The organism is Gardnerella sp. DNF01144 (assembly GCF_049244245.1).
Classification (GTDB): Bacteria; Actinomycetota; Actinomycetes; order Actinomycetales; family Bifidobacteriaceae; genus Bifidobacterium; species Bifidobacterium piotii.
This window is the reverse complement of sequence record NZ_CP058390.1, coordinates 528922-542860: the sequence shown is the minus strand read 5'-3', so window position 1 is coordinate 542860 and position 13939 is coordinate 528922. Positions and strand designations below refer to the sequence as shown.

Here is a 13939-nt window from a genome sequence, read left to right as displayed (position 1 = left end):
AATCAATTTTATTTTGACACATCAAGTTTTATTTTGATTACTTGCTATCTTAAGCGCGTGCTTCTTCGATAGAAGCCTTAGCAGCTTCTACTACATGCTCAGCAGTAATGCCCAAGTCGATCATGTTCTGACCGCCGTCACCCTGCAAGCCGTACTGTTCGATAGAAACAGCCTTGCCGCAATCGCCAAGATACTTGTACCAAGGCAATGCCAAGCCAGCTTCGATGGAAACGCGAGCCTTGACGGACTTTGGCAAGGTTGCTTCCTTGTACTCTTCGTCTTGCTCTTCGAACCATTCGAGAGATGGCATAGAAAGAACGCGAGCCTTAATGCCTTCTGCAGCCAAAGTCTTGGCACCAGCAACAGCCCACTGAACTTCGGAGCCAGTAGCCATAATGATTACGTCTGGAGTGCCTTCGCAATCAACCAAAACGTAAGCGCCGTGCTTTACGCCTTCGCGAGCCTTCTGAGCAGTTTCTGCGAGAGTTGGAACGCCTTGGCGAGTCAAAATCATAGCGGTTGGGTAGCTGTTCTTCTTCTCGAAGAAGTAGCGGTAAGCTTCAGCAGTCTCGTACTCATCTGCAGGGCGCACAACCTCAAGCTGAGGAATAGCGCGGAAAGCAGCCAAGTGTTCGATTGGCTGGTGAGTTGGACCATCTTCACCCAAAGCTACGGAATCGTGAGTCCAAACGTAGAGGTTTGGAATCTCCATCAAAGCAGCCAAGCGAACTGCTGGGCGCTCGTAGTCGGAGAACTGGAAGAAGGTACCGTTGAATGGGCGAGTGTTAGAACCAAGCAAAATACCGTTGGTAATAGCACCCATTGCAAACTCACGCACACCAAAGTGAAGCTGACGGCCGTACTCGGAAACGTTTGGCCAAGTGCGAGTTGCATCCTCGGATGGGCCGAAGGAGTCAGCACCCTTAATGTTGGTGTTGTTGGAGCCGCCCAAATCAGCGGAACCGCCCCAAAGTTCTGGCATAACAGCAGCAATTGCGTTAAGAACTGCGCCAGAAGCTTTACGGGTAGCAACCTTGGAACCGACTTCGAAGCCAGCAACCAAGTCGTCAATAGCCTTGTCGAAGCCTTCTGGAAGCTTGCCGGCCTTAAGACGATCGTAAAGAGCAGCCTTATCTGGGTTGGCAGAAGCCCACTTTGCAAGAGCTTCATCCCAAGCCTTGTGAGCAGCCAAACCGCGCTCGGCAACCTTGCGAGCATGAGCCAAAGCTTCTTCGTCGATTGGGAACGAAACTTCTGGATCGAAACCGCAAAGTTCCTTCAAGCCCTTAACGGCTTCTTCACCAAGCTTAGAGCCGTGAGAAGCTTCGTTGTTGGTCTTGCCTGGGGTTGGCCAAGCAATCAAAGTATTAACCTTAATGAAGTGAGGCTTATCGGTAACTTCCTGAGCCTTTTCGATAGCTGCAGCCAAAGCCTGAACGTCTTCCTTGTAGGAACCGTCTGGCTGAATGAAGCTAACTTCGTCGGTGTACCAACCGTATGCACGGTAACGAGCAAGAATATCTTCAGAGAAGGTGAGCTTAGTGTCGCCTTCAATCTGAATGTGGTTTGCATCGAAGATTACAGTCAAATTGCCAAGCTTTTGGTTTCCAGCCAAGGAAGCAGCTTCAGAAGAAACGCCTTCCTCAACGTCGCCTTCACCGCAAATAACCCACACTTTGTGATCGAATGGGGAAGTGCCAGCTGGAGCTTCTGGGTCAAGAAGACCGCGCTCAAAGCGCTGGCCATAAGCGAAACCAACAGCAGAAGCAAGACCCTGACCGAGTGGGCCAGTAGTCATTTCGATGCCTGGAGTTAAGCCATATTCTGGATGACCAGGAGTACGCGTGTCTGCACCGCCACGGAAATACTTAAGATCGTCAAGAGTTAAGCCGTAACCAGAGAAGAACAATTGCACGTATTGCGTAAGCGAAGCGTGACCGCCAGAAAGAATAAAACGATCGCGGCCAGCCCACTTTGGGTCAGCAGGATCGTGCTTAATGAAGTGCTGGTACAAGGTGTACGCAATTGGTGCCAATGAAACAGGGGAGCCAGGATGTCCGTGTCCTGCTCGCTCAACAGCATCAGCCGAGAGAACCTTCGCCATCTTTACGGCGCGCTCGTCTAATGCAGACCAGTTGAAATCGGTCATGTGATCTACTTTCCTTCCAATAATTCGGGTTTTTGCGCACAGCTTGCGCTGGCCATTACCCTCACATTGCCCTTTAATCCTATCTTTTATATCAGACGAATTTTTAACAAAGTGTGTCAAAAGTTAACAAAAGTTTATATTTATAGTTAGTTGTTATTCTGTAAAAGTGATTTATTAAAAATACTTAATAATACTTAATCACATATTGTTATCACATATTATTTTGGCATATATAATAGTTAGCAGTGAATTAATAAACGATTAGTGCTATTTATAAAAATTATTAGCGCTATTTAATCGAGTTTGATGTTTTAATAAAGGAGAATCAATGCAATCACGACGCATGATGATATTGCGTGCGGTTGTTGAAGATTATATTCGTTCGCATGAGCCTGTTGGGTCTGCATCTTTAGCTAAAAATCACAAATTAGGCGTTAGTTCTGCAACGATTCGCAACGATATGTCTCTTCTAGAAGAAGAAGGCTACTTGATTCAGCCACATACTTCTGCTGGAAGAATTCCTACAGAAAAAGGCTACAGGTATTTTGTTGATGGCTTAGCTGCGTTAATCCCGCTTTCTAATGCGCAAAGACGAGGGATTCGCACGTTTTTAAGTGGATCTGTTAGTTTACAAGACACTCTACAACGCTCAGCGCGACTTCTTGCAAGCATAACTGGTCAAGTCGCACTCGTTGCGTCTCCTGCATTGTCGAAGTCAAAAGTAAAAAGAATTGAGATTGTTCAAGTATCGTCTTCAACTCTTCTAGTTGTTGTTATTACAGACGCTGGAGGAGTTGCGCAACACATGATTCAAGCGTCTAACATAAATCCAGACGACTTATTGCATTTAGTTAATATGGTTAATGAGAGCTGCGTTGGAGCCTCTCTTTTAGATGCTTCTAAGCGTGTTTATTTGCTTGCAAATCGCAAGGATTTAGCGTCTGCTTTGCAAGTTATTAGTCAACTTGCTAACGCGTTAGAAGATATGCATAATGGCGAGCATTCTCACGATTTGTACATGGCTGGAGCTTCTCAACTTGCGCATAGGCAAAATATTGGCGATTTTGCGTCTCTTTTTGACGCTCTAGAAGAGCAAGCTGTTATTATGCGACTTATGACTTCGCTAAGCGAGGAAGCAAACGATTGTGCAAGTGGCGTTAGCGTTGCAATAGGCTCGGAAACTCACACGCCTGGTCTTTTAAATGCTTCTGTTGTAACAAGCGCTTACGGCTACAATTCAGATTCCGATTCGGCGTTTATTGGCTCAATCGGCCCTACTCATATGGATTATGCTGCAACAATGACGGCTGTTAAAGCTGTAGCAAAATATCTTAATACGTTTATATCTGAAAATTCATAAAAGCAAATTCATAAAAATTAGCTGGCTGTGCCTTATGCAAAAATAATTTTAGAACATAAAAGGGGAGTTAAGTGACTGACTATTACAAGATTTTAGGTGTTGATTCTAACGCTAGTGACGATGAGATTCGCAAAGCTTATAGAAAGTTAAGTCGAAAGTATCATCCAGATATTGCAGGTCCTGAGTTTGAAGACAAGTTCAAGGAAGTTAACGCTGCATATGACGTTTTGTCTAATCCAGAAAAACGCAAAATGGTAGATATGGGCGTAGATCCAAACAATCTATCGGCATCGGGTGCTGGTGCTGGCGCTGGCGCGTACGCCAATATGAATATGGATATGGGAGATATTCTAAACCAGTTCTTCTCTGGGTCTTTTGGTGCTAATGCCGGATCTCCTATTCCGCGCGTTAATCGTGGTGAAGATTCGCTAACAGAAGTTAAGGTTGACCTTAAAACTGTTGTTTTTGGCGGAAACGCTAAGGTTCATGTTGTAACTTTCGGTCTTTGCCAAGATTGCGCTGGAAAAGGTTCGGCAGATAAAACAGACCCTGTAACTTGCTCAGAGTGCAAGGGTGCTGGTTTTGTGCAACGAGTTACTCGCACAATGTTTGGTCAAATGATGTCTTCGGAGCCGTGCCGCGCATGTGAAGGCCACGGAACGATTATTAAAAATGTTTGCCCCAATTGCCACGGTCATGGTCGCGTTCGCACTTCTAGAGAAGTTGGAATCACGATTCCTGCTGGAATTAAAGACAATTCTCGCTTACGACTTGCGTCTCAAGGAGCAATAGGCGAATGTGGTGGTCCTGCTGGCGATTTGTATGTTGACGTTCGCATTCGTAAAGACGAGCAATTTACTAGAGACTTAAACGATTTACATTGCTGGATTGACGTTCCAATGAGCTGGGCTGTGCTTGGTCACAATGTTGATATTGATACTTTTGATGGCAAAAAGAGTGTTGAAATTCCTGCTGGAACGCAAAACGAAGACACGATTCCTCTTTACGATTTGGGTGTTACTGTTTTTGGAAGTAAAGATAGAGGAAATATTATTGTTCACATTCTTGTTAATATTCCAACAAAGCTTAGCGAAGAAGAGCGTAGTTTGATTGAAAAGTTTGCAAACTTGCACGATGAAAAAGTTAGCGAAGTAAAGCAACATGCTATTGCGGAGCCAGTGGGCAATAAAAAGGGATTCTTTAGCAAGCTAAAAGATGCATTTTGCTAGGATTTAGGATTTTAATGATTCTTAGTATTTTAAGGAGTTGACTTATGGTATTGCCTATTTTATTTGCTGGAACTCCAGATGTTGCTGTTGCTCCTTTGCGCGCGCTTGTTGAAGATAAAGAACATTTTGATGTGCGAGCTGTTCTTACTCGTCCAGACGCTCCGACTGGTAGAGGTAGAAAGCTTGTTCCTAGTGCTGTTAAAAAAGCTGCGATTGAGCTTGGAATTCCTGTTCTAGAGGTTAATCCTAGCAATGAGCAAGAGTGCGTGAGTGCTCTAAAAGCTACTGGCGCAAGGATTGCGGCCGTTGTTGCATATGGAAAGATTCTTAGGCAGTCTGTTTTAGATGCTCTTCCTTTAGGATGGTACAACTTGCATTTTTCGCTTCTCCCGCAGTGGCGAGGTGCTGCTCCTGTTCAGCGCGCAATATGGGCTGGAGACGATATTACAGGTGCAACAGTTTTTAAGATTACGCGCGGAATGGATGAAGGTCCGATTCTTGCACAAATGACTACAAAGATTGGACCACACGAAACAGCTGGCGATTTGCTCACGCGATTAAGCAATGATGGCGCAAATCTTCTTTGCTCTGCTCTTGTTGGCTTGGAATCTGGTCAAATTGTTCCTGTTGAGCAAGACTCTACTCCTTGCCAAATTGCTCAAAAAATCACTGTTGAAGATGCTCATATTCGTTTTGATATTCCATCATTTGCAATCGATAGGCAGATTCGCGCTTGCACGCCAAATCCTGGAGCTTGGTGCAATCTGCATGTTGATTCTAGTGATTTGCAAGCAATCACTTTGCATGTTCTTGCTTGCGCATTAGCAAAAGATGAAGATATTGAATTACATAGTCTAAACGAGCTTAAACCTGGGCAGATTCTTGCAAAAAAGCACAATGTTTGGGTTGGATGTGCAAGTGGAGCTATTGAGCTTTTAGAAGTTAAAGCGCAAGGTAAAAAAGCTATGAATGCTGCAGATTGGGCAAGAGGAGCGCACTTAAGTAGTGAATCCTACTTGGATTAAAAGTTAGTGAGTAAACGTTAATTTAGTAAATCTAAAACTAGGCTTAGGTCTCGTGTATCTATGCTTGCTTTAGCTTGGCTTTTTAATAACTGCTTTGCGCAAAATGCTACGCCTAATCCTGCTGTTTTAATCATATCTATATCGTTAGCGCCGTCTCCAATAGCAACGCTTTGAGCAATATCAATATTGTTCTTGCGTGCCCAATTAGTCAATGCTTTTGCTTTATATTGACGATTTACTATTGGATCAATAACTTTTCCACTTAGTTTAGAATCTACGACTTCTAGATTGTTTGCAACCCAAAAGTCTATGTTTAGTTTTGGCAAAAAATCGTCTAAAACTTGCTTGAATCCGCCGCTAACAGCTCCAACTTTCCATCCAAAAGAGTGCAATGTGTTTATAAGCTTTTTAGCTCCATTTGTTACATGAATATTTTGAGCAACTTGTTTAACGCAAGAATAGTCAAGTCCCTTAAGCATAGAAACTCTTAGCTTTAGCGACGTATTAAAGTCCATTTTTCCTTGCATTGCTCTAGATGTTATGTATGCTAAATTGCAGCCAACTCCAGCAATATCTCCTAATAAATCTATAACTTCTTCTTCAATAAGAGTGGCGTCTACATCTAAAACAAGAAGCCCTGGTTTTTTTAGTGAAGGAGTATTAATTAAGTTTTGTGTTTTTAAGTATGGTACTTTAGTCATGTTATAATCTTTTAAGAGAGTGTTAGGTTTATTAATTAATTTTAAGGCTGGTTTAAGAAATTTAGGAATTTGTTTTGCTATGCGTTTTGCATTGTAAGACTTCTTATAAAACTTATATTAAATATTAAATGTGAAAGTTTATTGATTTTATTTGAATATTGCGTGTGGAAGTTTGGTTTAATTTGATTAGTTGAGTAAAATAGTTGCAGATTTATGGATAGTTGCAGATTTTTGGAATAGATAAATAATCAAAATGTGGGGAATTAAAGAGGTGAGTAGAGTATGGCAAGTATGAATTTACGCGATGTTGCTCTTGAAGTTGCTAGGATTTTGGAAGATGTTGGCAAGCACGCTTATCAAGACCAATTAAATCCTCGAGATATGGCAAGCATGATGGTTTTGGGGGATCCGAATCAAGCAGATTCTGGTTTTGGAGATAAGCTCGTACGATTTATTGAAAATCGTCTTACGTACATAAACACATTCCAGGGATTTTGGCGTAATCGTCCAGAAAATTGCAATATTGGTGATCGTTTTTGGTGCGTTGGAAATATTGACGGTGCTATTAACTTTAATCGAGATATGGCAGAGTGGACTCTAACTGTTTCGCTTTTTGAGTTCAACGATCAAGGCTCCGCAAGGCCCGTTCTTGGAGTTGTTCATGCTCCAGCTCTTGGTCTTACTTATTTAGCAGCTAAAGGCCAGGGTGCTATTCGTATTCGTAAAACTCCTAATGGAGAAAAGCGAGAGAAAATCACTCCTTCTACAACATCAACATTGCACGGTTCTGTTGTTTGCTACGGAATGTCTTATATTCCAGGCGAATCTAAAAGAGCTTTGGATGTTGTTTCTTCGCTTGAGGAAGAATGTCCAGCAGATATTAAGCGCATTGGCCCTGCTTCTCTTGATTTATGCAAGGTTGCTGATGGCACTTACGACGCTTATTTTGAGCCGCATCTTCACGAGTGGGATATTCCAGGCGTTTCCGCTGGTGCTGTTGTTGTTAAAGAGGCTCAAGGTCATGTTCGACAATGGAATGGTGACTCAATCCATTGGAGACGCGAAAACGACGTTATTGCTTCGAATGGTTTAATAAATAAAGAACTTCAAAATTATTTGCGATAAATTAGAGTTAAAATCTTAGCAATTGTTTGCATGATTTTTAATATTAAAGCTTTAATTTTGAGAAAAACATTTATGCAATCGTTATCATTAAATAGACAATATATAAGCGTGTCGCTTTAGCAATATTGTAGAATGAACATGATATCCCATTGTCCGACATTCAGAGGGGAGTGTTAACGATGATTGACACTGCACAAGCATTTGGCGTAGATATTGGTGGCTCTGGTATTAAGGCTGCACCAGTTAATTTGGAAAAAGGCGAGTTTGCAGAACCGCGATATAAGATTCTAACTCCAGCGGTTTCCACACCTCAAGCTGTTGCAGATATTGTTCGTCAGCAGCTTGAGCATTTTGATGTGCCTGAAGATGTTCCTGTTGGCATTGCTTTCCCAGCGCCTATTAAACCAGGCAAGAAGCTTGAGTTTATGGCAAATCTTGATCAATCTTGGATTGGTGTGGATGTTACAGAAGTGTTTAGTGAAGCTTGCGGTCGTCCTGTTACGGTTGTTAACGATGCAGACGCTGCTGGTCTTGCAGAACAGCATTTTGGTGCCGCAAAAGATAAAGATGGCTTAGTTATTGCAACAACATTAGGCACTGGAATTGGAACCGCTTTGATTTACAATGGCGTTCTTATTCCAAACACAGAGCTTGGTCATATTCAGCTAGAAAAAGGAAAGGGAGATGCAGAAAAGTATGCTGCTTCTTCTGTTCGCGAAAAGTTGGATATGGGTTATAAAAAGTGGGCTAAGCGCTTAACTAAGTACTACGGATTAATGGAAAAGTACTTTAATCCAGACTTGTTTGTTGTTGGCGGTGGCGTTAGCCGTGTAAGCGAAAAGTTCTTGCCGCATATCGATATTAAGACTCCTATTGTTGTTGCGTCTTTGCATAACGAAGCTGGCATTATTGGTGCAGCTTACTATGCAATGCAACAAAGAAACAAGTAAAGTTTTAATATTTTATTTGTTTTGTTTACTTTATTTGCGCTGGATGCTTTTGCGTTCAGCGCATTTTTTATATTTGGTTATGCGATGCGCTAGTGTAGTCGAGTGCGATTTTCTTCTAGAGTTGATGTAAGCGAGCCAAATCCAATTATTCTGGCTCAACGCGTTGCTATGTCTAAAGGTATTAAACTCACAAAACTTAACGATTCAAACCCAACAGTGCATGGTCTTGCTCCAAAATGTTTAAGCGCAAAATATACAGCAGATCCTAGAGGACCAATCGAAGTTAGGCGCATTCTTGCTGATTTTATAAATGCTAGAGATAATCGCGCAGATCAAAATATTGCAAGTCAAAATATTGTAGATCAAAAAAGTAATTCACCAAAAGCTCTTAATCCAAATAATCTATACGTATTATCGTCTACTTCTCAAGCATACGCATGGCTTATGATGCTTCTGTGCGATTGTGGTGACTCAGTCTTAGCTCCAACTCCTGGGTATCCTCTTATTGAATCTATTGCAAGACTTCAAGGCGTAAAATCTATACCATATCCGCTTGTTTATGATGGCTCTTGGACTATTGATATTCCAAGAGTTAAAGAACTTTTGCAAAACGCAAATAATCGTATTCGTGCTCTTGTTTTAATAAACCCAAATAATCCAACAGGCTCTTATGTTAAGCCAGAAGAAAGAGCGCAATTGTTGAGTTTATGCAATAAAAATAATGTTGCGATTATTGCAGATGAAGTTTTCTACGATTACTCTTTAGAACCATTTGCCAAAAATTCAAGACTTGCAGGAGAACAATCAACACTCGTTTTTGCTTTAGATGGATTTTCAAAAATGCTTGCAGCTCCGCACGCAAAAGTTGGGTGGATTGAGGTTTCGGGACCAAGTCAAGATGTGCAAGAAGCAATGAAACGACTTGACGTTATTGCGGATGATTTTCTTCCAATTGGCGCAACTGTATCGGAAAGAATTCCAGAATTATTGCAATGCGCTAAAGAGCAAACTGCGACTGTTCAAAGTCGAGTACGATCTAATCTTAAAACGCTTAGAAAAATGCTTGCAAGCTACCCAAATTGTTGCGTTAGTGCATTGCGTGCAGAAGGCGGATGGAATATTTTGTTGCGCGTTCCTTCTTGTATAGATGATGATTTATTAGCTTTGCGCTTAATTAAAGACTACAAGCTGGTTTCTCAGCCTGGATATTATTTTGACATGCCAACTAATGGCTACTTAGCGCTATCTTTACTTCCACAAGAAGATCAATTTGAAAATGGCGTTACTTTATTGCTGAATACTGTTCATAAAATGCTAGAAGAGATGTAGAAAAATCTAGAATTTTGAAGACTCTAGATTTAGAAGACTTATGAATTAAGAAGACTCATGTTCTTAAACTTTAGACTAGATTAGAGTAAACCAGCATCTAACGTAGTGCCAAAGCCCAGGATTGAATCGCAAAACTGAATCTTCTCTTCCTGGAACAAACCAACCTAAGAAAGCGATTGCAATAGAGAAAAATAGCATTGCTAAAATTACAATGCGTATTGTGTAACACATAACTTTTGTGCGCAAAGTTGTGCAATCTTCTACGTTTGCGTATTTTTCTAGAAAAACAGTAATTCCGATTATTGCGCTTAGTGAGAACGCCCATCCAAAGTCAGCAATATAACGCCATCCAATTCCTGCTTTTAAGCTGTTGAAAACAACAACAATCATTGCAAGAATCAAAGCACATATAGTAAGTCTTGACGCAAATTTGCTCATTTTTTTAGTCATTAACAAAGAACAAATAACGCCAATAAATGCCAATGGAGCAAGGGTAAACATTCCGCCAATCATTGGCTCTGCGTATTGCCATCTATTGAAAGCAATAGGATTAATCGAAATCCAAGGGAAAGCTGGTGTAAAGCGCAATGGCAAAGCTAAATAACTTAAAATTGAAGGAATGATGTTTTGCACAGGAAGGCGCATTGTAGTCATGTCTGTAATAGTAATTTGATATTCGTTACCAAAGTTAAATGGTGACCCAAATCTTAAGTCGTTATACAATCCTATTGGTATTGCAACTATTACAAACGGCACAATCACGCTTAAAACTAGCTTTATTATTTGCTTTAAGTCTTCTTTTATAATTTTCTTGCTAGAAATTAAATGCTTAAAATAGAAGTAAATATTGTTGTAAAAAAGCGGTATTGCAAGCAAAAACGCGATTATAAATGTTGGTCTGCATCCTAGATTTAGAGATATAAACAAAGATCCTAATGCAATATGCTTAGCAGATATTTGATAAATAGACTTGTTTGATTCTTGGCTTTGTTTGCAATCTTTTGCAATATTTTTATTAGCGCCAAGATAAAACCATAATCCTAAAGATGTAAAGAATAGCGAAGCTGCCATTGGAACACTATAGAATGATGTTCTAAACCATAAGTAAACGGTGTTAGATGTAATAAAGAACAATGCTAAGCAAATAGACACGCAAGCAAGAGACGCTCGTTTATTTATTCGCTCAATAAGTCTAATCACTAGAAGAGAGCCAGAAATTAAGAACCCCACTAGGCATATAAGAGTTGCGATTGCTGTTGGAAGCATACTTCCGCCATTAATCCACAAACTCGATATAAGTCTATAAGGCATAAAGAATAAAACAGCTGGAATTACACCAAAATACGAGTACCAATGGCCGTTGTAATATGCGTGATCCCAATAAATATTGTGCACTAAATTAGAAAGAAGCTTGTTTCTTGCAATTGGATCGTACGGATTAGTAAGATTTTGCATTTGCTTAGGAACAGGCAAGTCAAGATATGTTTTTCCTTTAATAAGAGCGTCTGCTGTGTGCGCATATTGATCAAAATCGTACGTGTAGTTTCCAGCAACGTCAAAATGCATTGGAATAGCGTTAAAAACATTCCAAACAATTGCAACAACAGCTATAGCAATAAATGGAGTCCAAGATAAAACTAGTAAAAGTCTTTGATTAAAACTTTTTGTATTAAGTTTTATTTTCCACAATTTAGACCAAGGATTCCACAATGCAATCAAAATTGAAACGACTATAAGAAAAAGAACGCGACCCCAATTCCAACTAAAAGGTGCTCTAACATTTGCTTTTGCGTCCTCAACGTCTACAACGTCTCCTTTAGGGTGCTGTATCCATAATCGAAGCGTGCTTTTAACTCCAACTGCTTGATCTGGAACAGGAAGCATAGCAAAACTAATAGCTCTAGGGTTTGTGCTTAAAGGCTTTCCAGCGATTTTATTAACATCAATGCGTACATGCACGTCTGTTTTAACGGGACTTTTGCCAATTTTTTTAGGCGTAATTAGTGAAGGCTTAAGCTGAATGTACGGTGAAGATCCGTCGGAATTAACTTCTAAATAAGATTCCGAAGGGTCTGTAATTAAAAGTCCTCCAGAAGAAAGTCTTTTAATTCCAGGGCCAGTAAGATTGTGAGAAAACATGCTATCCGTGCTGCCAGTAACACTATTCCAAAATGGAATGTTTCCAACAGTGCATTCAAACAATGCTATTAACAGCAAGATTGCTAAAGGCGCGCGAAGAACGCGAAAAATGTTGTGTAGCGCGCAATTTGCAAAATTAGCTGTTTTTTTCATAGAAATCTAAAATCCTATTCTTCTGCTACCAAATCAAGATAGTCGTCGCTCCACAAGTCTTCGTCACCGTCTGGCATAAGAAGAACTCTTTCTGGGTTTAGCGCAAGAACTGCTCCTTCGTCGTGAGTAACCAACACAATTGCGCCTTCGTATTTAGAAATAGCTTTAAGAATTTCTTCGCGAGAAGCTGGGTCTAAGTTATTAGTAGGCTCATCAAGCAAAAGAACGTTTGCTTTAGAAGTTACAAGAGTTGCCAATGCTAGGCGAGTTTTTTCTCCGCCAGAAAGCACTTTAGCGGGTTTCATGGCGTCGTCTCCCGAAAACAGGAAGCTTCCAAGCATTGATCTTGCTTGAGTGTCGTTTAATTCTGGCGCAACGTGTTGAAGATTTTCTAAAACAGTTGCATCTAAGTCTAAAGTATCGTGCTCTTGCGCAAAATAGCCTATTTTGCATCCGTGTCCATATTCAACAACGCCAGTATCTGCGCTTTCTTCGCCAGCAAGAATGCGCAAAGTGGTAGTTTTTCCAGCGCCATTGTATCCCAAAATAACAACTCTCGAGCCTTTATCTATAGCCAAATTTATGCCAGCAAATACAATGTTTGAACCATAAGCTTTTGAAATATCTTTAGCCATAATAGGAGTTCTGCCGCAAGGAGCAGGCTCTGGGAATCGAATGTCTGCTACTTTTTCGCGGCTTTGAGCTTCGCTTGTTTCGTTCAATAAGCGTTCAGCTCTACGCATCATGTTTTGAGCTGCTACCGCTTTAGTTGCTTTTGCGTGAAGTCGGATTCCTTGCTTCATAAGTCGCTCCGCCTTCTTTTCTGCAACTTCGCGCTCTCTTCGTCTTCTCTCTTCGTCTACAACGCGCTGATGCAAGTATGCTTTCCAGCCCATTGAATACATGTCTATTTGCGCAAGTTGTGCATCTAAATGCCAAACTTTATTAACAACTTCGTCTAGTAACTCTGTTGAGTGCGATATAACAAGGAATCCACCTTCAAAGCGTTTTAAGTAATTGCGCAACCAGACTATGGAATCTGCGTCTAAGTGGTTTGTAGGTTCGTCTAAAATCAGCGTATCTGCATTAGAAAAAAGTATTCGCGCGAGTTCGATTCGTCTGCGTTGTCCACCAGAAAGTGTTCCAAGAGCTTGTTTCATAACTTCTTGTGGGAGTCCAAGGCTATTTGCCATTGATATTGCTTCCGATTGAACAGCGTACCCACCAGCTTTTTCAAAATCATTAATCGCTTTATCGTAGCGATTCATGGCTTTTGTCATAATATCTGGATCTGGATTCGTCATGTCTTTTTCTGCTTTTCGTATACGAGATACGATTGACGAAATATCGCGAGCGCTCATAATTCTATCTAACGCGCTTTGCTCTGGATCTGCTGCATGCGTGTCTTGTGGAAGATATCCTAACGAGCCGCTTACTTTTACGCTTCCTCCAGCTGGAAGTGTTTCTGCAGTAATTACGCGCGTAAGTGTTGTTTTTCCAGCGCCATTCCTTCCGACTAAGCCTATTTTGTCGCCTTTTGTAACATGAAAATCTGTTGGGTTTAATAGCGTGCGCGCACCAATTTGTATAGTAAGTCCTTGTGCGTCAATGGCCATTTTTTACCCACCCCTTAAGTTTTATTCTTGTAAAATCGTAATTAAAATATTAATTGAAATATGTTAACCAAACTCCCGATTATACCGTTAGGCTTGCATAGGATTAGCAACACGCAGTAAGCAACATATTTCGAACATGTGTTCTATAATGAATGATATTACA

10 protein-coding genes are annotated in these 13939 nt (G+C 40.9%); 6 read left to right on the top strand and 4 right to left on the bottom strand.

Annotated elements, in window-relative coordinates:
* Positions 1-49: 49 nt before the first annotated feature.
* Positions 50-2149 carry a transketolase gene (gene tkt / locus HXT36_RS02095; protein WP_115757568.1) on the bottom strand — a complete coding sequence of 700 codons (2100 nt, stop codon included), beginning with the start codon at positions 2147-2149 and terminating at the stop codon, positions 50-52.
* A 343-nt stretch (positions 2150-2492) separates the two neighbouring features.
* On the opposite strand from tkt, the gene hrcA reads away from it, so the two are divergent.
* From hrcA to fmt, 3 genes are all read left to right on the top strand, one after another.
* Positions 2493-3509 (top strand): heat-inducible transcriptional repressor HrcA, encoded by a 1017-nt coding sequence (gene hrcA / locus HXT36_RS02090; RefSeq protein WP_016801376.1) that lies wholly within the window; start codon positions 2493-2495, stop codon positions 3507-3509.
* A 71-nt stretch (positions 3510-3580) separates the two neighbouring features.
* The gene (locus HXT36_RS02085; protein WP_421779125.1) at positions 3581-4738 is read left to right on the top strand and encodes a DnaJ C-terminal domain-containing protein; all 1158 of its coding nucleotides are present in this window, start codon (positions 3581-3583) and stop codon (positions 4736-4738) included.
* Between the two features lie 44 nt (positions 4739-4782).
* Positions 4783-5763: a methionyl-tRNA formyltransferase gene (gene fmt / locus HXT36_RS02080; RefSeq protein WP_115757564.1), complete on the top strand. Its 981-nt coding sequence runs from the start codon at positions 4783-4785 to the stop codon at positions 5761-5763.
* 17 nt (positions 5764-5780) lie between these two features.
* Here fmt and serB read toward each other — a convergent pair whose 3' ends face one another.
* A complete protein-coding gene (gene serB / locus HXT36_RS02075; protein ID WP_421779123.1) occupies positions 5781-6464 on the bottom strand; it encodes a phosphoserine phosphatase SerB in 684 nt (227 codons plus the stop codon).
* Between the two features lie 282 nt (positions 6465-6746).
* Here serB and HXT36_RS02070 point away from each other — a divergent pair, with 282 nt between their 5' ends.
* From HXT36_RS02070 to HXT36_RS02060, 3 genes are all read left to right on the top strand, one after another.
* Positions 6747-7589 carry an inositol monophosphatase family protein gene (locus tag HXT36_RS02070; RefSeq protein ID WP_016635339.1) on the top strand — a complete coding sequence of 281 codons (843 nt, stop codon included), beginning with the start codon at positions 6747-6749 and terminating at the stop codon, positions 7587-7589.
* Positions 7590-7768: 179 nt separating this feature from the next.
* Positions 7769-8539 carry a polyphosphate--glucose phosphotransferase gene (ppgK, locus tag HXT36_RS02065; RefSeq protein ID WP_004130916.1) on the top strand — a complete coding sequence of 257 codons (771 nt, stop codon included), beginning with the start codon at positions 7769-7771 and terminating at the stop codon, positions 8537-8539.
* A gap of 102 nt (positions 8540-8641) precedes the next feature.
* Entirely contained in the window at positions 8642-9868 is a 1227-nt protein-coding gene (locus HXT36_RS02060) for a pyridoxal phosphate-dependent aminotransferase (RefSeq protein WP_421779120.1), read from the top strand.
* Between the two features lie 75 nt (positions 9869-9943).
* Here the strand turns inward: HXT36_RS02060 and HXT36_RS02055 are convergent, their stop codons facing one another.
* Positions 9944-12160 carry a beta-carotene 15,15'-monooxygenase gene (locus HXT36_RS02055; RefSeq protein WP_421779118.1) on the bottom strand — a complete coding sequence of 739 codons (2217 nt, stop codon included), beginning with the start codon at positions 12158-12160 and terminating at the stop codon, positions 9944-9946.
* Between the two features lie 14 nt (positions 12161-12174).
* The gene (locus HXT36_RS02050) at positions 12175-13776 is read right to left on the bottom strand and encodes an ABC-F family ATP-binding cassette domain-containing protein (protein ID WP_016840128.1); all 1602 of its coding nucleotides are present in this window, start codon (positions 13774-13776) and stop codon (positions 12175-12177) included.
* Positions 13777-13939 lie beyond the last annotated feature (163 nt).